We start from the raw sequence: 21,345 nt of genomic DNA, 5'->3' as shown, positions 1-21,345 counted from the left end.
ATGAGGACATTCAATGAGCATAGAAAAAATATTAGCATCGGCACCGGTTGTGCCAGTTGTTGTAATTGAAAAGCTAGAAGATGCAGCCCCGCTTGCAAGAGCACTTTATAACGGCGGCTTAAAGGCGTTAGAAATTACATTGCGTACACCCATTGCGGCAGAAGCTGTAAAGCTTATGAAAGCAGAAGTACCAGAAGCGTATGTAGGCACAGGTACAGTGGTAGACAAAGCAAGCTTTGAAGCGTCCGTTGCAGCAGGCGCTGACTTTATGGTTAGCCCAGGTGTAAACGATGAGCTGTTAGCCCTTGCAAAAGAAACAGACATTCCATTTCTGCCAGGTGCCGCAACGCCAAGCGAAGTGATGAAATTAGCTAGTCACGGGTTTAAGTTTTTAAAGTTTTTCCCAGCTGAAGCTGCTGGTGGTACGGCAATGATTAAGTCAATTGGTGGGCCATTACCACAGGTAACTTTTTGTCCAACAGGCGGCATCAGCTTAGCAACTGCTCCAAATTATTTAGCATTAAGCAACGTAATTTGTGTTGGTGGGACGTGGATGCTTGACAAAAAATTGATTGAAAATAAAGACTGGCAAGCCATTGAAACGCTTGCTCGCCAAGCAAGTGAAGTTAAATAATTAAAGGGGAATTTGAAATGATTAATGTAGCAATTAATGGCTATGGCCGTATCGGTCGCAACGTATTACGCGCACTTTATGAATCTGCACAAAATAACGAGATTAAAATTGTTGCAATTAACGATTTAGCACCGGCTAACGTTAACGCACATTTAACTCAATTTGACTCAGTGCATGGTCAATTTTCTCAAAAAGTAACACTTGCTGATAACACCCTGTTGATTGGCGACGATGTTATTACCCTTACTCAAGAGCGCGATCCTGCTAACTTGCCTTGGAAAGAGCTTAATGTTGATATCGTATTAGAGTGTACTGGTTTTTTCACTAAGCGTGATGATGCCGCTAAGCACATTACTGCCGGCGCGAAAAAAGTAATTGTTTCTGCGCCTGGCACTGATTTAGATGCAACAGTAGTTCATGGTGTGAACAGCGATGTAATTAATGCAGATAGCAATATCATTTCAAATGCATCATGTACTACAAACTGTTTAGCACCAATTGCTAAAGCAATTAACGATACTGTAGGCATTGAACAAGGCAGCATGACAACTATCCATGCTTATACAAATGATCAAAACTTATCAGATGTATACCACCCTGATTTATACCGTGCACGTAGTGCAACGCAGTCTATGATCCCAACTAAAACGGGTGCAGCAAAAGCTGTAGGCTTAGTGTTACCTGAACTTGCAGGTAAGCTGGATGGTATGTCAGTACGTGTACCAACGATTAATGTATCATTAGTTGATTTTACCTTTATCACTAAACGTGACACTACGGCTGCTGAAATCAATGAAGTGATGAAAGCCGCTGCAGAAGGTTCAATGCAAGGTATTTTAGAATACAACGAGCTTCCGCTTGTTTCTATTGACTTCAATCACAATCCAGCGTCTTCAATTTTTGATTCAACACAAACCAAAGCTGAAGGTAAATTAGTTAAAGTGATGGCTTGGTATGATAACGAGTGGGGTTTCTCAAACCGCATGTTAGACCAAGTTAAAGCATTGGGTCAATACCTGTAAATAATACGAAAAGTTTAGCTTTATCCAACAAAACCGCGATTATCGCGGTTTTTTTTCGTTTCATTGATTGGCCACAGAACCCTCAATACTGTGCATCTCACGATTGTCCCAATCCGCAATAATACTCAATCATTTTTAGGTATTAAACCTGACGCTAACGGCGTTAAAAATATTTTATTTAGAATAACTAAATGACGATATTTTTGCCTTGTTTTCGACAAGGTTTTCTTACCTCAAATAGATCTCTTAATTAAGCGAATTGGTATTAGATATTTTGGCTCAATGGGTTGATTGCTAATTCATCATTTTGACAATATTTTGTTTGCGTTTTGGGTTCAAATGATACATCTTAATGGTGCGAGTGATAATACGAATCGATTTAGATAAAACCTTAAAATAGCTGGGTTAAGTAAATCTATCACTTACATTAATAAATCAAATGAAAAGGATTTTATTGTGCAAATAAAGTTATTATTGGCAAGCTTATCTGCTTTCGCTATCAGTGGCTGTGGTGGCTCTTCGAGCGAGAGTAATGAACCTGCAGCGCCTATAAGTGCAGAACAAACATACACACTTAAGGTAATGCCTAGTGACTCTGTTGCCGGGCTTGAATTGTCATGGATGAATAATACGGCAACCCTAGTGGCAGGTAATGAACTTGATTTTACCGCCAAAGGAACATCATTTGTGCAGCCTGTGGTATCGAATATTCCTGATACGATGAATTGTGATTCAACATTAAGTAATACTACGTCTCTTGATTATACGTTATCAATTGAATGCGCTGCAGCAGCGGTGACTTTTGAATTAACAACACCGTACTTATACCCCATTATTATTCGTTATGCACAGAGCGAACTCATCGTCGATAAGCGTACTGTTTCAACGGATGCCAGTATGGCAGGTGAAGTTGAAATAATGCAACTGGGAGGGCCTCAAATATGCGATGTTGAAAAGTTGTCAAATGTTAAATATGAGATTGCTTGCCACCCTTACATTACGGTTTCTGAAAATGAAAAAGTTTATTTACATTTTGGTGGGCAAGATAAACAGCTTTTGTTTGATAACCCAAATAAAGAACGGCTTTTAGCGTCTGAAAACATGTGGTTTGAAGAAAAAGTATGGTTTATTACTCAAAGTGATGCATCGGGCTTTAGACTGCAGTCAGTTTCATTTGATAATGGTCAGCTTGGCGATAGAGTAGTTTATGATATTACGCCTTCAAGTATCGCGCGCTCGGGTGATACTTTATTCGCTTTATCATCTTCCCCTATTGGTTTATATCGTTGGAAAAGTGGGGCATGGCAAATGGTGTCTAACCTGCTTGAAGAAATCAGCCTACAAAGTGGGTTTGTTACTAATAATAGCAACCTTTATCTTGCGGCTGAGGATAACGATGATCCAGCCTCTAAATCTTATATACAAATTATAAATGGCCAGGTGCGCGGCGAAAAAGCGATTAGTAATCAGATTAGCCAATTCAGCCATGCCCCATTATTTGATTATGATGATGTAACATTTAGTATCGGCTTTGGCCGTGATGATCAATTGATCATAAATGTGATGGACTCACTCTCAAGTGCGCGTGATGATGCAATATTCTCATTTGTGAACGTGAAAAATGCGACGATCTGGCAAAATAAAAACAACCAATTTTTATTTACTAATAATGACAGTGGCGTTGAGCAGTTTGAGTTTTCTCGTAATGACGTTCAAAGTACGATTGCCTTTGATATAAATCCACTCACTCAACTTTTACCTGATTGGATAGGGGGAGATCTAGATACACTGCTCGCAGGAGATTTTGTTGATACCGAGTCTGCTGAACATGGAGTGCTTAAATATTTAAGACATGGTGACAGTGAATTTTTTGAAGCTCAATTACAAACACGTTTAAATACGACTTACCCTATACGTGTTTATAATGAAACATGGCGAGAAGTGTCACGCTTTGCAAACAGTAACACAACAAAAATCACCCCCATTGTAAGTGAACAAGGGTTTATATTGGTTTACGTCGGTGCGACAGCGTCACCACAATCGCAAGGTCAATTGTGGGCTTTATCCGCTGGGCACGCGCTGTTAATAAAAGAGCAGGTGCTATGGGGGCAATACCTTAGCAAAAACTATCATTTTGAAGCTATATCACAGAGCCACCTGGTCGTTTTTAGTAAAGAAGGAAACGAAGCGTTCACGGTTGCCATTGATTAGCTCAAGGCGCATATCGTAAATTTCACGATAAATTTGAATAGCATTAAACACGGTTTATATACTGTAAACCGTGTTTAAACTTATACCAATCCGCAATAATACTTAATCATTTTGCGGGGCTAAACGTGTCGCTATCTGCGTTATAAAATTCTCATTTAGAACAACTAAATAACAAATTTTTTCCTAGCTATCAACACGTTTATCTATCCTCAAAGTAGATCACTTAATTAAGCGAATTGGTATTAAAGGGATTCAATAAGGGTCTGGAGCGATGGTCTTAAAGAGAAGTTCTCTGTCATACACTGTTGAGCTAATATATTTAAATGTTCGGTCTCTTCATTTTTGTTACATACACTGAGTAAATCATCAATTAAGCAGCCAATTGCGCGAACTTCAATGTATTGCATTTGTTGGAGCTGGTAGTCTGTTAATGATGTCAGATCTGTTGCAGCGCCAAAATCACCAAATAAAATATTCGCCTCTTTATCTACCATAATATTATGAGCGTAAATGTCACCATGGCTTACATTATTAGCATGTAAATGAGCTACGGTTTTGGTCATTTGTTTAACGATAGACTTTATTGCAGTAATGCTAAATTGTGTATTCTGTGCGAAGGTATCGCGTGTGCAAGTATCTAACGTTGGGGGGAGGCCTAAGTTTTGATATTCTGAGCCAATAAGCTCCATGACAAGACCTAACTGTTCAGGGTTATCAATATACGCGAGCACTTTTATAAGGTTACTGTGTTGGCCTGTTTGCAGACAACAATTAACTTCATCAAGTGGGTAACCATCACTGGTAATTGCGCCTTTAAATAACTTTACCGCCACGTTTTTCTGCTGCCATTTTGCAAGATGAATGATACCAGAAGCACCTTCTCCTATTTGGCTAATAAGCTCAAATTCATCAATGTTGATTTTTTTTAATGGCGCATTTTGTAAACATTGCGATTTATTAAAATCGTTTCCTGCAAATGCGACCCAAGTAAGCTTGGGCAATTCAAAAAGCCAATCATCTATGTGTGTCAGCTTGTTTGCAGATAAACGTATAAGCTCGAGTGCTTGGCAGTTCTTCATGCTTTGAGGCAGAGTCGTTAACTCATTACCCGCAAGCGCTAATTTACGCAGCTCTATTAGTTCACCAAATGACTCTGGTAATTGCTCAATATGATTATCGGTTAAAATGAGCCATTGGATTGCGGCTGGTAAACTATTCTCAGCAAATTCGCTAATTTGATTGCCTTTAAATGCCACCATAATAAGGGCAGGGCACTGTGCTAATACTGGCGGAATATGCTTGAATTGATTAAACGACAGGAAGACGCGTTTAAGCTTTGTTAACGTTGCAAAGTTATCGGGTAAATTGTTCAAATTATTATTGGATAAGTCGAGCACTTCAAGTGTGTCGTGCAGAGTAAGAATCTCTTCTGGGAATGTGTCTAACTGTTCGACTAATTGTAAGCGTTTAGCCCCGATTAACTGGCCACTGCGAAGCTGTTCAAGGGTATGCAAAATGAAATTCCGTTTTAGTTTGTTAATGTGGTAGTAAAAATAAAAAGGCCAAACTAAGTTGGCCTATTTTGAAGTCTTAATAAATGTAATTAAAACTGTGCGTTATGGTATACGTTTTGTACATCATCACAATCTTCAAGCATGGCTAAAAAGCGCTCCATGACTTCTACATCTTCACCTTCAATAGGGGCTTCTACTTGTGGTACAAAGGCAATTAAGTCTTCGTCAAATTCATTAATACCCATCTCTTCAAGGGCAGTGCGCGTATTGTTATATTCAGTGTGAGGGGCAAACACAGTTACTTTGCCATCTTCTACTTCAACGTCAGTAACATCTACATCAGCCATCATAAGCGCTTCAAGTACAGCTTCGTCATCATCGCCATCAAATACGAAAATCGCAAGGTGATCGAATAAATGAGACACCGAATTTTGTGCGCCAATTTTAGCGTTTGCTTTGGTAAAACAGACACGTACATCGGCAAAGGTCCGTTTGTTGTTGTCAGTTAAACAATCAACAATAATCATGCAGTTACCTGGTCCATAGCCTTCGTAACGGGTTGCAGCGTAATCTTCACCGCCACCACCTTTTGCTTTGTCGATAGCACGTTCGATAACGTGGGCAGGTACTTGGTCTTTTTTGGCGCGTTCTATTAATCGGCGCAGTGCAAGGTTGCCGTCTGGATCAACGCCACCATTTTTAGCGCAGATATATATTTCTTTACCGTACTTTGAGTAAACTTTTGTTTTAGCACCCGCAGTTTTAGCCATTGAATCTTTTTTGTTTTGGTAAGCTCTTCCCATCTGCGTTTCGCCTTCATGTTTTTAAAAGTATAAATTTTGTAGTGCTGTATTCTAAAGGTTAATTTCGGGTAGGGCTAGTATGTATTCGTTGATTGAATTGGGGGCTTTAATAATCATAGGGTTGAATGCAGTAATATGTAAGCAAAAAATAACCCGCTATTGCGGGTTATCAGTCTTATATTTAGGTATATTGCTTACCAAATACGAACACGTTCTTCTTCAGGTAAATAAAGCTCATCACCTGGTTTTACATCAAACGCTTTGTACCATGCGTCGTGGTTACGTGGTGCTTGCGCTCTAAAGCGACCTGGAGCATGTGTACCGCCGCGAAGCTGGTTAAGCATGCTTTGTTCAGTACGTTTTTCTTTCCATACTTGTGCCCATGCTAGGAAGAAGCGTTGATCGCCAGTTACACCATCAATAACGGGGGCTTCTTTACCATTTAAGCTTAATTTGTAGGCATGATAAGCCATAGCCAGTCCACCTACGTCACCAATGTTTTCACCTAGGCTATTACGGCCATTAACAAAGTTACCAGGGATTGGTTCGTATTTACTATATTGCGCTGCAAGTTGGTCGGCTTTAGCATCAAATGCTGTACGATCGGCATCGGTCCACCAATTACGTTGTACACCGTTTGCATCTGATTTTGAGCCTTGGTCATCAAAGCCATGACCCATTTCGTGACCAATTACCGCGCCAATACCGCCGTAGTTAACAGCAGGATCTGCATTTGGATCAAAAAATGGTGGTTGTAAAATCGCGGCTGGAAATACAATTTCGTTAAATGAGCTGTTGTAGTATGCGTTAACACGTTGTGGCGTCATGCCCCAGCGGTTACGGTCAGTTTTTTCAAGTTCTTTTGCTACACTGTCAGCTCTGAAAAATTCACGGGTATTTTTAATATTACCCATTAAGTCAGTTTTACTGATTGTTAAGCCATCAAATGATTGCCATACATCAGGGTAACCAATTTTTGGTACGAATGCGGCTAGCTTAGCATGTGCGTTTACTTTAGTTTCTTCGCCCATCCAATCTAAATTATCAATACGCTCGCCAAGTGCTGTACGCAGGTTTTCGACTAATTCAGACATTTGCTGTTTAGACGACTCTGGGAAGTAGCGTGCAACGTATACTTTACCAATTGCAAACCCTAACGAGTTAGTGCTCGACATTTGACTAATAGCGCGCTTCCAACGTGGACGAGGCTCTTGTTGACCACTGAGTTCTTTACCGTAAAAGGCAAAGTTAGTATTGAATACTTCCTCAGACAATAATGACGCGTTACCACTTAGAGCGTGATACGTTAAATAGTCTTTCCATACCGCTAGGTCTTCTTGATTGATTAACTCAATCATGGCTTTAATTGGCTCAGGCTGTGACACATTAAGTTGTGGTACTTTGTATCCTGTTTGTGCAAAGTACAAATCCCAGTTAAAGTCTGGGTAGGCAGCGTTTAGGTCTTCGCGCTTGATTTGATTTAATGTAAGGTCGCGATTTCGACGTTTTTCACGTGGCCAATGACCTTGTGCAATTTTTGTCTCAAGTGCGAGGATTGCTTCTGCGCGTTTTGTGCTGTTGTCAACGCCTGCTAGTGTTAGCATTTCACTAATATGTGCTACATACGCTGCGCGTGTTTTTTCAAATCGCTCTGAATCTTCAAGGTAATAAGAACGGTCCGGTAAACCTAGACCGCCAGCGCCTAAAGACATTTCATATTTATTAGGGTCAAGACGGTTGAACCACATGCCACCGCCAATCGGTGAATTAACACCAGATAACCATGACTGACCAAACAGTTTAGTTAAATCGTCAGTTGATGACACTGCGCTAATATCATTTAGTAAAGGCTTAATAGGGGCTAGGCCTAGTTTATTAAGCGTTTCGGTATCCATGTAGGCGTTGTAAAAATCGGCAATCAGTTGCTCTTCTGCGTTTAAATCATCACGTGCAGCAATTTCTTCAATAATAGCTTTAACACGCTCTTCACTACGCTCAGCCAAACCTGAAAATGCGCCATAGCGAGTTTTATCTGCTGGCATTTCATAGTTGTCATACCATGTACCACTGGCATACATAAAAAAGTCATCGCCAGGTTTAACGGCTTCATTACGTGCGGATAAATCAACACCAAATGAACCTAATTCTGCTTTTTGTGTACTTGCTACTGATTCAGCTGTTGTATCTTGTGTTTCGGTTTGCTCAGGCTTTGAACAACCAGTTAAAAATGTGGCAGCGAGTGTTGCTGCGATAAGCGTATTTTTCATTTTATTGCCTTGAATATTATTTTTATCGGTATTTATCTATTCTATCTTTAATTGTTATAGAGAACGTTGAGCTAAACAAACATTTTGAGGTGAATAACCTAATCGCTCGATAGAATTAGGTTAACATCAATTTACGTTTATGTGGACTCTGTTTGTTGTAATTGCCACATGCGTGAATATTCGCCCCCTAAATTCAACAATGTTTGGTGAGTACCTTGTTCTACTAATTGGCCATCTTTAAGCACAATAATTTTGTCAGCATCTGTAATAGTCGATAACCTGTGAGCAATGACTAAACTGGTGTGATTACTTGCCACTTCTCGCATTGCGTTAAGTATTGCTTGCTCTGAATGAGAGTCTAGAGCCGAGGTCGCTTCGTCAAAAATTATAATTGGCGATTGCTTTAAGATTGCCCGGGCGATTGCTATACGTTGTTTTTCACCCCCTGAAACTTTTAATCCTCGCTCCCCAACAAGTGTTTGGTCACCTTTATCAAGGCTTTTAATAAAACCTTCTAGGTGTGCAAGCCTGATCGCGGTATCAATTTCGTCATCAGTGGCTGTTGGACGTCCATACGCTATATTTTCACGAATACTCGAATTAAAAAGAACGGTGTCTTGCGGTACGATGGCAATAGCTTGGCGTAAACTTTCTAAGGTTATGTTGTTTATGGGTTGGTCATCAATTTTAATACTGCCACTTTGTATATCATAAAAACGATAAAGTAAGCGTGCGAGGGTGCTTTTACCGGCACCACTAGAGCCAACAACCGCGACTTTACTATTTGCTGCAATGTTAAAGCTTAAGTTATTAATGATGCTGCGATTTTTGTCATAGCCAAAAGAAACATTCTCAAATGAGATATCACCCTTTATTAAATTTAATGGTTTTGCGTCGGCTACGTCTTCTATTTTTGCTTTGCGTGTGAGTAATCCGAGCATATTTTCAAGATCTGTCAAAGCGCGGCGAATCTCGCGATACACAAAGCCCAAAAAGTTAAGCGGTAAGAATAGCTGAATCATGTATGCATTAATCATAACCAGCTCACCAATAGTAAGCTCACCTGTTACAACATCTGCGGCACCAAGCCACATAAGGGCTGTAATGGCGGCCGCAATGATCAATGCTTGACCTGAGTTTAAAGCAAGCAGAGATAATCGATTTTTCAGCCTTGCTTGTTCCCAGCTCGCTAAAAACGTATCGTAACTTTTAGCTTCATATTCTTCATTGTTAAAATATTTAACGGTTTCATAATTTAATAAACTATCAATTGCACGGCTATTACTGTTGTTATCGGCCTGATTCGCTTCACGAATAAAACGGTTGCGCCATTGAGTAACAATGACGGTGAATGCAATGTAACTTATGACGGCAATGAGGGTAACAAGTGCAAACCAAGGTGAAAAAACGGTGGCGAATATGACTGCAACAATCACTATTTCAAAAAGGGTTGGCACAATATTAAACATTAAAAACCGCATCAAAAAGCTGAGTCCGCGTGTGCCGCGCTCAATATCACGACTGATGCCACCGGTTTGTCTATCTAAATGAAAGCTTAGCTCCAGCGCGTGTAGATGCTTAAATACCTTTAAGCCAATATGGCGCATTGCATGCTCGGTTACTCGGCCAAATAGTGCATCACGAACTTCGCCAAAAAAGACGCCAGCAAAACGCAGTCCTCCATACAATAATAATAATGCAACAGGGACTATGAGTAGGGTTTGTAAGTTTCCGTCAACCGCATCAATGATTTCTTTGAGTGCCCAAGGCATTAGCAAAGTAGCGCCTTTGGCTGCGATAAGGGCTAAAAGCGCCAATACAACACGGCCCTTGAATGCCATAAGGTAGGGCCACAAGGTTTTAATACTTTGACTTAAATTCATGGCATCGTGATGTTTTATTGTTTCTTGTCTACTGGCACCGCGCATACTGTTCCTGCTTTGACTTTAATTAAGATATTAAGGGTGTATTAAACTTTTTGGTGTAGGCTAGAGTATATACTTAAATGGTTATGACCATGCTTATTAATTCACAGCCAGGGCATTATACTACAATTTAACGTAACGCTTTGGTCTATAGAGTAAAACTTAGTTTATACAAAGAAAGGACAGCACATGAAAACTATTGGATATGCGGCACATGAAGCCAACACACCACTAAAACCTTATCACTTTGAAAGACGTGAGTTACGTGATGAAGATGTAGCAATTGAGATTCTTTATTGCGGTGTTTGCCATTCGGATCTTCATACAGTGAATAATGATTGGGGTGGCACGCGCTATCCAATATTACCCGGGCATGAAATTGTTGGGCGTGTCACTGAAATTGGTGACACAGTGAGTAAATATAAAGTTGGGGACACTGTAGCTGTTGGCTGTATGGTGGATAGTTGCTTAGAATGCGATCAATGCCACAAAGGAGAGGAACAGTTTTGTCGTGAAGGCATGGTTGGTACCTACTCAGGAAAAGATCGAGTCACTGGCGAAGAAACAAAAGGCGGCTATGCAAAGCATATCGTGGTGCGTGAAGAGTTTGTGTTAAGTGTACCTGAGTCATTAGATAAGGCAGCATGTGCGCCAATTTTATGTGCAGGCATTACAACCTATTCTCCACTTCGTACGTTTAATGTCGGCCCAGGTAGCAGAGTCGGGGTGATTGGTCTGGGTGGTTTAGGCCATATGGCGATTAAAATTGCAGCCGCAATGGGGGCACACGTTACGGCGATAAGCCGATCAGCTGATAAAAAAGACCAAGCACTCGAGTATGGCGCTAAAGACCTGCTTGTTTCTAAAGATGAAAAAGCAATGCAAGCGTATAACAATCAATTTGATGTAATCATTAATACGATTCCAGTAAAACACGACTTTACACCTTACCTTCCTTTATTAGACATTGATGGAACTCAGGTATTGGTAGGTCAGGTTGGTGAAATGGCTGAGTCTAATTCTGTGCCGTTATTATTAGGTCGTCGTCGCGTGGCGGGTTCATTAATCGGAGGGATTGCCCAAACGCAGGAAATCCTTGATTTTTGTGCTCTACATAATATTTTACCAAAAGTTGAAATGATTAAAATGGATGAGATTAATAACGCCTTTGAACGTTTGAAGGAAGGTGATTTATCTCATCGCTTTGTGATTGATATGTCATCTCTGGAAGTGGCTTAACGCTATTCTAAATCACTAAGTATGATCCATTGTTTTAACTATAGCCGCAGTTAATACTGCGGTTATATACCCAAACCACCTCAAGATATGAGTTTCAGTTGGAATTAAAAGTGATTTAGGCAAGGCATTAATTGCAAGAAGTAGTGGTTCTATTGTTAAAATCAATAACGCAGTATCAATCACTTTTAAACCAACCCCTTGACATTAAGCCCCTGTGAAATGCTAAATTCTGCACCTTAAGGTGGCTTGGGTATAATTCAATATTCATCAAAGTATTGAAAATATAAAATTAACCTCCATATATGCCTATACTCTGATTAATAGAAAGCAATATGACTCACTTACGCTTTATTTTAAATACATTACTGCTTGTTGTTGCACTGTTAAGTGCGCAGGTTGCAAGTGGCGTGAGCGTAAACAAAACGGATTCAATTGCCTCTCTTTTGAGTATTAAATTAGAGCACAGCCAATTTATAGATAAAGCGCGAAGTGTTAATCTATCTGCTTTAACAACTGCCCCCTTAAAATATGATAAACATATTGATGAACAACCGAAGCAATCGGATTTTGAGTCTGTACAATTTCGTTTAGCTTTAAGTAACTCATCTTTATTTTTACAACAGGTCCAAGTCGAGCCTAACTACACCCCTATATTTGAGTTTTTTACACCAAGCTTGGCTCGTGAACTCTATTTAAAGCCTTTAGCGCCACCCATTACCCGCCCGTGGTATACCGCTTATGACGGTAAGAAAAATCGTTTAAGTGGTTGGAAAGACGCAAACCTCCTCTACCGAGCAGTCACTACCTACCATAGTTAATTTTTCCATTAATTTATTCCATTTCGAACACTAAAAATTAATGTGCCTATATGGCATGAAGCCAGCGTACTTGGCTGGCTAAAGGAAACAATTATGTTAAAAAAACCAGTAAAAAAATCGCTTTTGCAGCGTTTCAAACTCAGTTATATGGCAATGTGTATCGCTTTGCTCTTACTTGCAGTGAGTGCTGCTCCCAATTTATACCCTACAACTTCTTGGTTGCATATTCAGGTGATAAATAATCAAACGATAGCGCACCCAATTACAACAAAAAGCCTCATTGAATACCTCAACCAACATAAGTTTGAGGTTGCTCAAGCAATTGAGCAAACGACAAGTGATGGCTTTGAACTTGAGCTTTTACTTGATAGCCCCGCAAAGAGTGCCAATGCACAACAATTACTTAAACATCAATTTACTCATCTAAGCAGTAAAATTGTTAGTCACCAAACCAGCCCACAGTGGTTACAAAGTTTAGGACTCGCACCAATAAAGTTAGGATTAGATCTCAATGGTGGCGTACTGTTTGTGTTAGATGTTGACCTTAGCAAAGCTGAACAAGAGCAGATTGATAATGCATTTGAACAAACGAAAAAGCTGATCCGTGAGAATAAAGCGCGAGGTATGCGAGTACAAAAGAGCAGCGTAGGTTTTGAGCTTCACTCTCAAGATAAAGCGAATGCGCTAGCAATAGAAAAAGAAGTACTCAGCCATTTTGAATATTTACAAGCTGTTAGCCACAATCAAGGTCGTTTTATATCGGTATCGTTTAGCTTTAGTGAGCAAGGCTCAAATGAATTTGCAAAGGGTGTAATGAGCCAAACATTAACCACGCTACGAGGCAGAATTGAGGAGTTGGGTATCACTGAGGCAGTTACGCAGCGCCAAGGAAAGCAACGGATCCGTATTGAGCTACCTGGAGTGCAAGATCCTAGCGAGGCAAAACGGATTATTGGCGCCACAGCGTCACTAGAGTTTTACCAGATCAAAGAATTGGGAGGTAAAACATTTAATTTGCAAGATGGTGGCAAAGTTAACTTAGATCCAGTGGCTATATTTTCAGGTGAGCACATCAATAATGCTCAATCTGGACGTGATGAGTGGGGTAAACCCCTTGTTCAATTAAGCCTAGATAGCCAAGGTGGCGAAGCAATGTCTGCGTTTTCTAAACGTAACATTGGGAAGCCTATGGCAACGGTATATTCTGAATACTATATAAATGAACAAGGTGAAACGGTTAAAAAAAGTGAAGTAATAAACGTAGCAAATATTCTTGGGCATTTGAGTAGTCGCTTTAGTATTACTAATATGCAAAGCGCTCAAGCAGCGCAAGATTTAGCGCTATTACTACGTGCTGGCTCGTTGACTGCACCGGTCACTATTGTTCAAGAGCAAACGATAGGCCCAAGTTTAGGGGCTGATAACATAAATAATGGCTTAGCTGCTTTAATGCTAGGTATGGGCGTGACACTGCTGTTTATGGCGTTGTGGTACCGACAATTAGGCATCATTGCCAATATAGCTTTATTACTAAACTTAACAGCATTGGTGGGTTTAATGTCGTTATTACCCGGTGTTGTCCTGACTCTTCCTGGTATTGCTGGGCTTGTCTTAACCATTGGTATGGCTGTTGATACAAATGTGATTATTTTTGAGCGAATAAAAGAGGAGCGGCTGAAGGGGCGGGCACCTTATCAGGCAATCGAGCAGGGTTATAATCAAGCATTTAGCACTATTTTTGATGCCAACATAACAACCATGATAACAGCCATTATTTTGTACAGCATAGGGTATGGGCCTATTAAAGGTTTTGCGATCACATTGGCGTTAGGTCTTATTACCAGTGTGTTTACTGGTGTATTTGTGGCAAAAGCTTTAAGCCAAACGCTCTATTTGAAACTGGCTAACAAACAAGGAGTCAATGTATGATTTTTCGTGATTATTTGTTAAAAAATGGGACACATATCCGTTATGTTGGGCTAATAATTTCAGTCTTATTTGTTTTATTATCAGGTTTTAGTGTGGTGAATAAGGGGCTTAATATTGGCTTTGACTTTACCGGTGGGTATTTAACTGAGTTTACGACCACAGTTGCAGTGAGTGATAAGCAGATGCAGCAAAAAATTGCAGCAACAGGAACAAAAAACTATGTGTTAACGGCACAATCTGCGCAACACTTCCAAATAAAAGAAAGTGACGAGCAATCAGTGTGGTTACAAGTACTTAAGCAAGATCCCACGTTAGGTCTTGAGGTTATTTCGTCATCTTATTTAGGTAGCCAAGTAGGTGATGAGTTACTTGAACAGGGCGTTTTAGCCTTATTTACAGCGATGGTAGCGGTGATGCTTTATCTCGCTGTTCGTTTTGAGTGGCGCTTGGCAATTGGCGCGGTAGCGGCTCTATTTCACGATATAATAATTGTGCTGGGAATATTTTCATGGCTGCAGCTGGAATTTAATCTAACAGTATTGGCAAGCTTGCTGGCTATTATTGGCTATTCCCTTAATGACTCGATAATAGTTGGTGATAGAGTGCGTGAACTATTACGGCACGAGAACGCGGTGCAGCTAACAGTAAATAATGTTATTAATAATGCCATTAGCAGCACGTTAACGCGTACTTTAATTACCTCAGGCACGACTTTGGCCACTGTAGGTAGTGTTTGGCTTTTTGCCGGTGCGCCTTTGCAGGGGTTTTCAATCGCATTATTTGCAGGAATTGTTTTCGGTACTTTATCGTCAATCTGTATTGCGGTTACATTACCGCAGTTGTTGGGGCTAAGTGCAGAAAACTATAAATTAAAGTTAGATGAACAAAGCCAAGCACTAATGGATATGCCATAAAAACATCACGTTTAAGCTAAACAAAAATGCCGCTAGAAAAGCGGCATTTTTTAAACTTTTAACTTAAACTAGCTTAAGTTGATGGTAACAACGTCAGCAGATTCTTGTTCAGCAGCAGTTGCTGGTTGCTTTGGTATATCGGGTTTATCAAGTGCGATATCACCGCCATCAATCACTTCCCCCGTTTTTAACTGCTTAAAATCAAACAACTCATTATCAGCCAAGTGAGAAGGCACCACGTTTTGCATGGCTGTAAAGATACTTTCAATGCGCCCTGGGTGTTCTTCATTCCACTTTGCAAGCATTGCTTTAGTGTGCTTACGTTGAAGGTTCTCTTGCGAGCCACACAAATTACATGGAATGATAGGGTAAGCTTGATGAATAGCGTATTGTTCAATATCTGCTTCTTTACAGTATGCCAATGGACGAATAACCATGTGTTCGCCATTATCACTCATCAATTTGGCTGGCATGCTTTTGAGTTTACCACCGTAAAACATGTTTAAGAACAGGGTTTCTATCATATCATCGCGGTGGTGCCCAAGCGCAATTTTAGTTGCCCCAAGCTCGTTTGCTGTGCGATATAAAATGCCCCGACGCAATCGTGAACAAAGAGAGCAGGTTGTTTTACCTTCTGGAATGATATCAGTAACGATACTGTAGGTATCTTCTTCAACAATCTTGTATTCTACGTCTTGTGTATCTAGGTACTCAGGCAATACATGTTCTGGGAATCCAGGTTGTTTTTGATCTAGGTTGACAACAAAAAGGTCAAACTTGATAGGCGCAACACGCTGTAAATGTTTTAGCATTTCTAGAAGGGTATAGCTGTCTTTGCCCCCTGATAAGCAGACCATGATGCGATCACCTTCTTCAATCATATTGAAGTCCATCACTGCTTGACCAGTTTGGCGACGTAAGCGCTTTTGTAACTTATTGAAGTTAAATTGAGCTTTGGCTTGAACAGAATGCGACATTACGGCCCCTTGAGATACTATGCGTAAAAATAAGGGGCGTATTATATGTTATATGCTCAAGGGGAGCTATAGCAAAATTTACAAAGCAACACTAATTAATTTTTTACTAATGGGCTGACATAACCATCGGGTTTGAGTGCGAGCACATCACAGTTTAGGCTATCAATAACATGCTCTGCGGTGTTTCCTACTAACGCTGCGCTTAAACCAGTTCGACCCACTGTACCAATAACCACTAGCTCACTGTTTAAACGTGCCGCTACATCAGGAATGACGTCTTCGGGTAAGCCTTCTTCAATTGCACAATCTTGATGTGCTATTTGGTGTTTGCTTGCAAGTTCATGGGTGGATTCAACATGGTGTTTTTTCACCGATTCGTTGTAAACACTTGGATTAAACTCTGGTATTTCAATTGCTATATTTACTGGTGTTGCTGGATAGGCATTTACTAAACTTAGTTTTGCATTGGCAAGCTCACATAGAAATTGTGCATCTTTGATTATGCGATTATTTAGAGCGAGGTGTTGCTCGTTTTCACTGACTGAGTTCACAGCAGCAAGAATGTTTCCACGCTCTGGCCATGCGTGCTCTTTAACTAGTAATACGGGCGCTGGGCATTTACGAATTAAATGCCAGTCAGTTGGTGTGAAAATAACGGATTTGAGCGTATCGTGCTGATGGGTGCCTTTTACAACCAAGTCAAAATTTTGCTCAATGACGGCATCTATAATTGCTTCGTAGGTACGATTGTGCCAGACGACTTGGCTTTTTATGTCAACCTCAGGATACTGCGCGAGGATATCATCGAGCCAAGCTTGGCGATCTTTTACAACTGCATTTCTCATTGCTTCACGTTCATCACTTGAAAGCATTGTGGTCATTTCATATGAAAAATCATAAATGCTCATAAAAGCAGTGATGCTTGCCCCCGATTTTTTTGCTAAATCGATTGAACGCGAGAGGCTATGTTGAGAATCAACAGTGGGGTCAATAACGGCAAGAATTTGTTGGATAGTATTCATGAGCTGCTCCTTTAACTACTTTTTATACAGTGTAACGTATAATTTGTGGAGTTAAAGGAGCAGCTGAGTAAGTTTTGTTTTAGATCAAGATTTATTTTGCGGAAATAGCAGCGGCATCGCGTAAACCATCATTATCAAGAATAGTTATAAACTTACCTTCAACTTTTATGAGAGCTGCTTTTTGGAATCGGCTCAATAAACGACTAATCGTTTCTACTGTTAGTCCTAAATAATTGCCTATTTCGCCTCGTGTCATGGTAAATCTAAACTCTTTACGAGAAAAGCCACGCTCACCAAATCGTTCAGATAAATTGTAGATAAAACTTGCTAAGCGTTCTTCTGCTGATTTTTTATTTAAAAGTAACAGCATTTCCTGATCATAATTAATTTCATTACTCATCAAACGCATTATTTGCTGGCGAAGTTTAGGTAACTTACCAGAGAGTTCATCTAACGTATCAAAAGGAATTTCACATACCATCGATGTTTCAAGCGCTTGAGAAAAACTCTGATGTTGCATTTTATTGATTGCATCAAAACCTACTAGGTCTCCGGCAAGGTGAAAGCCTGTTATTTGCTCATCTCCTTGCTCTGACAAGGTGTAAGATTTAAACGACCCTGAGCGAACAGCAAAAATAGCATTTAAAGGCGCACCTGACTCAAATAAAAAATCACCTTTATGTAAAGGTTTTTTGCGCTCAATGATTTCGTCAAGCTTATCCATTTCTTGGCCGTTGAGGGTAAAAGGCAAGCATAACTGGCTGATACTGCAGTCGTTACAGCTAATTGTACAATTGCTTTTTGCTTTGTTAGAAAAATCCATCAGTTAAATCCATTACAGTGCTTTTTTAGTTAGACTAATGCACTAATTTATCAGTTGCAATAATAAGTAAGTATATACCGTACCAAATAAGAATGCTGCCCATAGCGATTCTGGCCCATGGGTGGTTAAGTATTTTATGTATAAACTGGGCACCCATTCCCATGCTCAACATGGCAGGAAATGTCCCAAATGCAAAAAATAACATAACAAAGGCGCCTTCTAAAGCAGTTTGGCTTGTCATGGCCCATGTTAATGCTGAATAGACTAAACCACAAGGTAGCCATCCCCATAAAGCGCCATAGGCGAGTGCTTTTGGAAGCGAATTAACGGGCATAAGGTAGCGATTTAGTTTAACTAAATGTTGCCATACCAATGTTTTTCCAAGCGATTCAAGCCACTGTAAACTGGCTCCCAAACGCATAATATAGAGGCCAACCAGTAGCATAAATACGCCACTTAAAATGGCTAAAGTGAGCGAAAAAAAATGGTTTTGGCTGGCAAAGTGACTACTTATGCCTGCGACCAAGGCACCTGCGAGCATATAACTGCTAGCACGCCCCAAGTTGTAAGCAATAGTATAAAAAATAGGGCGGCGCTTATCTGTTGCCAATTGTAATGAACTGGCTATGCCTCCACACATTGCAATACAGTGGCCACTACCGATGAGCCCCATAATAAATGCGCTAATGTAAAGAGGGTCAATCATTGCTTTTATTGTGTTGCTCTTTATCGTCTTCAAACAAAATGCTATGGCCTTGTTTGTTTAAATCGGAGAACTGTTCTCCACGTACTGCCCAAAAGAATACGCCAATGGCGATAATGACAAACAAAATTGCAATCGGGATCAAAATATAAATTATGCTCATAGCTTTAATAACCTCAATGAATTACTGATCACAATAATTGAACTTGCAGACATCCCTATCACAGCCATCCAAGGAGCCACGAGCCCCAATGCTGCTAGTGGAAGAATAGAGCCGTTATAGATTAACGAAATCGCTAGATTCTGTTTAATTATACGACGTGTTTTTTTAGAAACAGTCATCAAATGTGAAATTGCAGACAAGTCGCTGTTTAGTAATACCACATCAGCTGTGTTTTTAGAAATATCAGCACCTGTTTCCATAGCAATAGATAAATGAGCGCTGTTGAACACTGGGCTATCGTTTACACCATCGCCCACCATCGCTACAACATCACCTTGGGCTGACCATTTTTCTACTTCACTTTGTTTGTCTTGTGGTAGACAGCCAGACTTGTAACTATCTAGGTTAAGTTTCTCAGCTATTTTCTTTCCTGCACTCGATGCATCACCCGTTAACATATGACAGGTTAAGTTTTGCTGATGCAAAGAAGCGATTAAACCTTTTGCATTAGTCTTAATTTCGTCAATTAAGTAAAAATGGGCCACTGGTTGATGGTCGACATAAAAGGTGGCTTGAGCATTGCTTTTTTGTGTGTTGAACCAACCACTTTTACCGATGGCATAATGGTGCTGCTCATCTTCACCTGTGATGCCTTCACCGGGAACAATCGTAATATTAGTTAAATGGCGTAAGGTCGGAGTAAATTCATTGAAAGCTGATGCAATAGGGTGTTCAGAGTAGCTCTCTAGTTGCGCCGCAAGCGCTAGAATGTTCTCTTTTTGATATTGGCTATCAATAATGTCGATTTTTTCGAAGCTAAAACGCCCTTGTGTTAGCGTGCCTGTTTTATCAAACGCAATACGCGTTAGTTGTGGTAATGTTTCAAGCACATGGGATTGTTTTATGAGTACACCTTTACGTGTGAGTGTGGCAACAGCACACGTTAAAGCGGTAGGGATCGCTAGACTTAATGCACACGGACAGGTAGCAACAAGTACAGCAATGGTGATCCAAAAAGCATGTTCAGGGTCGATTTGATACCACCCAATAGCAGTTAAAGAAGCAAAAACTAACAAGCAGGCAACGAACCATTGCGCTACTTTGTCGGTTACTTCAACTAGTTTAGGCCTTGTAGCCAGTGCACTATGCTGTAGTTTTATTATTTGGTTTAAGAGTGTATTTTGGCCTAATTTATTAATGCGTATTTCAATCACGCCATCGTGATTAACGGTGCCTGCGAATACTTGGTGTTCAATATATTTATTAACAGGTAAGTGTTCACCTGTCATCATTGATTCGTCTACCGTTGTAGTACCTGCACACACAATTCCATCAGCAGGAATTGTTTCACCGGCTTTAACCAAGACACGGTCATCTAATTTTAGTTTTTTTGCTGCAATGATATGTTCTTGCCCGTGCTCATCAAGGGTGCGGGCAGTTAGCGGCAGTAGCTTTTGAAGATTGGCAGTGAACTCACTCGCTTTAAGGCGCGCCCTAAACTCTAAGTATTTTCCTAACAGCAGTAAAAATGTAAACATACAAATGGATTCAAAGTACACCTCGCCAACTTCCATTACTGTGGCATAACTACTTGCGGCATACGCGCCAAAAATGGCTAAAGAAACAGGTAGATCCATGTTTAACTGTTTGGCTTTTAGCCCATTAATAGCATTTGTTAAAAATGGCAATGCACTGTATAAAATCACGGGAGACGCTAATACAAGGCTTATCCATCGGAAGTACTGTTCAAAATCATCTTCCATCCCAGAAAACATGCCGAAATACATGGCAAATGCAAACATCATTACTTGCATCGTCATTAAACCAGCAACACCAAGACGGCGAATATATGCTTTTGCCACAAGTTGTTTTTGACTTGCTTCGAGATCAGCTTGAAATGGGTAGGCTTTGTAGCCTATTTCAAGCAGGGACTTGATGATTTCGCTCAGTGGTAGGGCATCTTTGTGCCATTGTATCATGGCGCGATTGGTTGATGTATTCACATCAACTCGTTTCACGGCAGGCATATTGAGTAATTGCTTTTCAATTAGCCACGCACAGGCCGCGCATGTAATACCTTCAACGGTTAAAAGAACTTCGCTTACGTCATTGCTTTGCGAAATAAATTCTTCCTGAATATCTGGGTTATCATAACTGGTAATAAATGCGAGCTGTTCAGGTACTAGTTGCTCAACTTTCCCTGCTCGAACTGTCCTAAATTTATAATAATCAGTCATACCTTGCGCAACAATTGTTTCAGCAACTGTTTGACATCCAATACAACACATAGGCTGAGCGCTACCGTCAATCTCGACGGTCGCACTAAACCCAGAGGGAACACTTTCAAGACAGTGAAAGCAATTATTAGCCATGATGATACA

The 21,345-nt window shown here is 40.3% G+C and carries 17 protein-coding genes; 7 read left to right on the top strand and 10 right to left on the bottom strand.

Features of this window, described 5'->3' with window-relative positions:
* Window positions 1-13: 13 nt before the first annotated feature.
* From eda to CSC79_RS04015, 3 genes are all read left to right on the top strand, one after another.
* Entirely contained in the window at window positions 14-634 is a 621-nt protein-coding gene (gene eda, locus CSC79_RS04025; RefSeq protein ID WP_099294301.1) for a bifunctional 4-hydroxy-2-oxoglutarate aldolase/2-dehydro-3-deoxy-phosphogluconate aldolase, read from the top strand.
* Window positions 635-651: 17 nt separating this feature from the next.
* Window positions 652-1,656: a type I glyceraldehyde-3-phosphate dehydrogenase gene (gene gap / locus CSC79_RS04020; RefSeq protein ID WP_099294299.1), complete on the top strand. Its 1,005-nt coding sequence runs from the start codon at window positions 652-654 to the stop codon at window positions 1,654-1,656.
* Between the two features lie 456 nt (window positions 1,657-2,112).
* Window positions 2,113-3,867, top strand: coding sequence for a hypothetical protein (locus tag CSC79_RS04015; protein WP_099294296.1), 1,755 nt, complete (start codon window positions 2,113-2,115; stop codon window positions 3,865-3,867).
* A 242-nt stretch (window positions 3,868-4,109) separates the two neighbouring features.
* Here CSC79_RS04015 and CSC79_RS04010 read toward each other — a convergent pair whose 3' ends face one another.
* The 4 genes from CSC79_RS04010 to CSC79_RS03995 form a co-directional block, all read right to left on the bottom strand.
* Complete coding sequence (locus CSC79_RS04010; RefSeq protein ID WP_099294294.1) at window positions 4,110-5,381, bottom strand: leucine-rich repeat-containing protein kinase family protein; 1,272 nt, start codon at window positions 5,379-5,381, stop codon at window positions 4,110-4,112.
* Between the two features lie 89 nt (window positions 5,382-5,470).
* The gene (locus CSC79_RS04005) at window positions 5,471-6,184 is read right to left on the bottom strand and encodes a YebC/PmpR family DNA-binding transcriptional regulator (RefSeq protein ID WP_099294290.1); all 714 of its coding nucleotides are present in this window, start codon (window positions 6,182-6,184) and stop codon (window positions 5,471-5,473) included.
* 194 nt (window positions 6,185-6,378) lie between these two features.
* Entirely contained in the window at window positions 6,379-8,451 is a 2,073-nt protein-coding gene (locus tag CSC79_RS04000) for a M13 family metallopeptidase (RefSeq protein WP_099294288.1), read from the bottom strand.
* Between the two features lie 137 nt (window positions 8,452-8,588).
* A complete protein-coding gene (locus tag CSC79_RS03995) occupies window positions 8,589-10,379 on the bottom strand; it encodes an ABC transporter ATP-binding protein/permease (RefSeq protein WP_180270383.1) in 1,791 nt (596 codons plus the stop codon).
* A 186-nt stretch (window positions 10,380-10,565) separates the two neighbouring features.
* Between CSC79_RS03995 and CSC79_RS03990 the strand changes: the two genes are divergently transcribed.
* From CSC79_RS03990 to secF, 4 genes are all read left to right on the top strand, one after another.
* The gene (locus tag CSC79_RS03990) at window positions 10,566-11,615 is read left to right on the top strand and encodes an NAD(P)-dependent alcohol dehydrogenase (RefSeq protein ID WP_099294286.1); all 1,050 of its coding nucleotides are present in this window, start codon (window positions 10,566-10,568) and stop codon (window positions 11,613-11,615) included.
* Window positions 11,616-11,947: 332 nt separating this feature from the next.
* Window positions 11,948-12,433: a hypothetical protein gene (locus CSC79_RS03985; RefSeq protein ID WP_099294284.1), complete on the top strand. Its 486-nt coding sequence runs from the start codon at window positions 11,948-11,950 to the stop codon at window positions 12,431-12,433.
* A 93-nt stretch (window positions 12,434-12,526) separates the two neighbouring features.
* Window positions 12,527-14,362 (top strand): protein translocase subunit SecD, encoded by a 1,836-nt coding sequence (secD, locus tag CSC79_RS03980; RefSeq protein ID WP_099294282.1) that lies wholly within the window; start codon window positions 12,527-12,529, stop codon window positions 14,360-14,362.
* The gene (gene secF / locus CSC79_RS03975) at window positions 14,359-15,276 is read left to right on the top strand and encodes a protein translocase subunit SecF (protein ID WP_099294280.1); all 918 of its coding nucleotides are present in this window, start codon (window positions 14,359-14,361) and stop codon (window positions 15,274-15,276) included. The genes secD and secF overlap by 4 nt, the downstream gene beginning before the upstream one ends.
* A gap of 68 nt (window positions 15,277-15,344) precedes the next feature.
* Here the strand turns inward: secF and ttcA are convergent, their stop codons facing one another.
* The 6 genes from ttcA to CSC79_RS03945 all read right to left on the bottom strand — a co-directional run bounded on the left by ttcA (window position 15,345) and on the right by CSC79_RS03945 (window position 21,336).
* Window positions 15,345-16,253, bottom strand: coding sequence for a tRNA 2-thiocytidine(32) synthetase TtcA (ttcA, locus tag CSC79_RS03970; protein ID WP_099294278.1), 909 nt, complete (start codon window positions 16,251-16,253; stop codon window positions 15,345-15,347).
* A gap of 95 nt (window positions 16,254-16,348) precedes the next feature.
* Window positions 16,349-17,275: a universal stress protein UspE gene (gene uspE / locus CSC79_RS03965; RefSeq protein ID WP_099294276.1), complete on the bottom strand. Its 927-nt coding sequence runs from the start codon at window positions 17,273-17,275 to the stop codon at window positions 16,349-16,351.
* A gap of 91 nt (window positions 17,276-17,366) precedes the next feature.
* Window positions 17,367-18,098, bottom strand: a complete 732-nt coding sequence (locus CSC79_RS03960) for an FNR family transcription factor (RefSeq protein WP_099294274.1) — start codon at window positions 18,096-18,098, stop codon at window positions 17,367-17,369.
* 34 nt (window positions 18,099-18,132) lie between these two features.
* Window positions 18,133-18,804 carry a sulfite exporter TauE/SafE family protein gene (locus tag CSC79_RS03955; RefSeq protein ID WP_099294272.1) on the bottom strand — a complete coding sequence of 224 codons (672 nt, stop codon included), beginning with the start codon at window positions 18,802-18,804 and terminating at the stop codon, window positions 18,133-18,135.
* The gene (gene ccoS / locus CSC79_RS03950; protein WP_058559001.1) at window positions 18,797-18,964 is read right to left on the bottom strand and encodes a cbb3-type cytochrome oxidase assembly protein CcoS; all 168 of its coding nucleotides are present in this window, start codon (window positions 18,962-18,964) and stop codon (window positions 18,797-18,799) included. The genes CSC79_RS03955 and ccoS overlap by 8 nt, the downstream gene beginning before the upstream one ends.
* Window positions 18,961-21,336, bottom strand: coding sequence for a heavy metal translocating P-type ATPase (locus CSC79_RS03945; protein WP_099294270.1), 2,376 nt, complete (start codon window positions 21,334-21,336; stop codon window positions 18,961-18,963). The genes ccoS and CSC79_RS03945 overlap by 4 nt, the downstream gene beginning before the upstream one ends.
* Window positions 21,337-21,345 lie beyond the last annotated feature (9 nt).

Origin of the sequence: Pseudoalteromonas sp. 3D05 (assembly GCF_002723455.1) — a bacterium.
Taxonomy (GTDB): domain Bacteria; phylum Pseudomonadota; class Gammaproteobacteria; order Enterobacterales; family Alteromonadaceae; genus Pseudoalteromonas.
The sequence above is the reverse complement of the archived record's forward strand: the minus strand, read 5'-3'. Positions and strand labels throughout refer to the sequence as shown.

Coding starts and splice junctions, on each gene's coding strand:
- eda (WP_099294301.1), top strand. CDS start 14: ATGAGCATAGAAAAAATATTAGCATCGGCACCGGTTGTGCCAGTTGTT.
- gap (WP_099294299.1), top strand. CDS start 652: ATGATTAATGTAGCAATTAATGGCTATGGCCGTATCGGTCGCAACGTA.
- CSC79_RS04005 (WP_099294290.1), bottom strand. CDS start 6,184: ATGGGAAGAGCTTACCAAAACAAAAAAGATTCAATGGCTAAAACTGCG.
- CSC79_RS04000 (WP_099294288.1), bottom strand. CDS start 8,451: ATGAAAAATACGCTTATCGCAGCAACACTCGCTGCCACATTTTTAACT.
- CSC79_RS03995 (WP_180270383.1), bottom strand. CDS start 10,379: ATGCGCGGTGCCAGTAGACAAGAAACAATAAAACATCACGATGCCATG.
- CSC79_RS03990 (WP_099294286.1), top strand. CDS start 10,566: ATGAAAACTATTGGATATGCGGCACATGAAGCCAACACACCACTAAAA.
- CSC79_RS03985 (WP_099294284.1), top strand. CDS start 11,948: ATGACTCACTTACGCTTTATTTTAAATACATTACTGCTTGTTGTTGCA.
- secD (WP_099294282.1), top strand. CDS start 12,527: ATGTTAAAAAAACCAGTAAAAAAATCGCTTTTGCAGCGTTTCAAACTC.
- secF (WP_099294280.1), top strand. CDS start 14,359: ATGATTTTTCGTGATTATTTGTTAAAAAATGGGACACATATCCGTTAT.
- ttcA (WP_099294278.1), bottom strand. CDS start 16,253: ATGTCGCATTCTGTTCAAGCCAAAGCTCAATTTAACTTCAATAAGTTA.
- uspE (WP_099294276.1), bottom strand. CDS start 17,275: ATGAATACTATCCAACAAATTCTTGCCGTTATTGACCCCACTGTTGAT.
- CSC79_RS03960 (WP_099294274.1), bottom strand. CDS start 18,098: ATGGATTTTTCTAACAAAGCAAAAAGCAATTGTACAATTAGCTGTAAC.
- CSC79_RS03955 (WP_099294272.1), bottom strand. CDS start 18,804: ATGATTGACCCTCTTTACATTAGCGCATTTATTATGGGGCTCATCGGT.
- ccoS (WP_058559001.1), bottom strand. CDS start 18,964: ATGAGCATAATTTATATTTTGATCCCGATTGCAATTTTGTTTGTCATT.
- CSC79_RS03945 (WP_099294270.1), bottom strand. CDS start 21,336: ATGGCTAATAATTGCTTTCACTGTCTTGAAAGTGTTCCCTCTGGGTTT.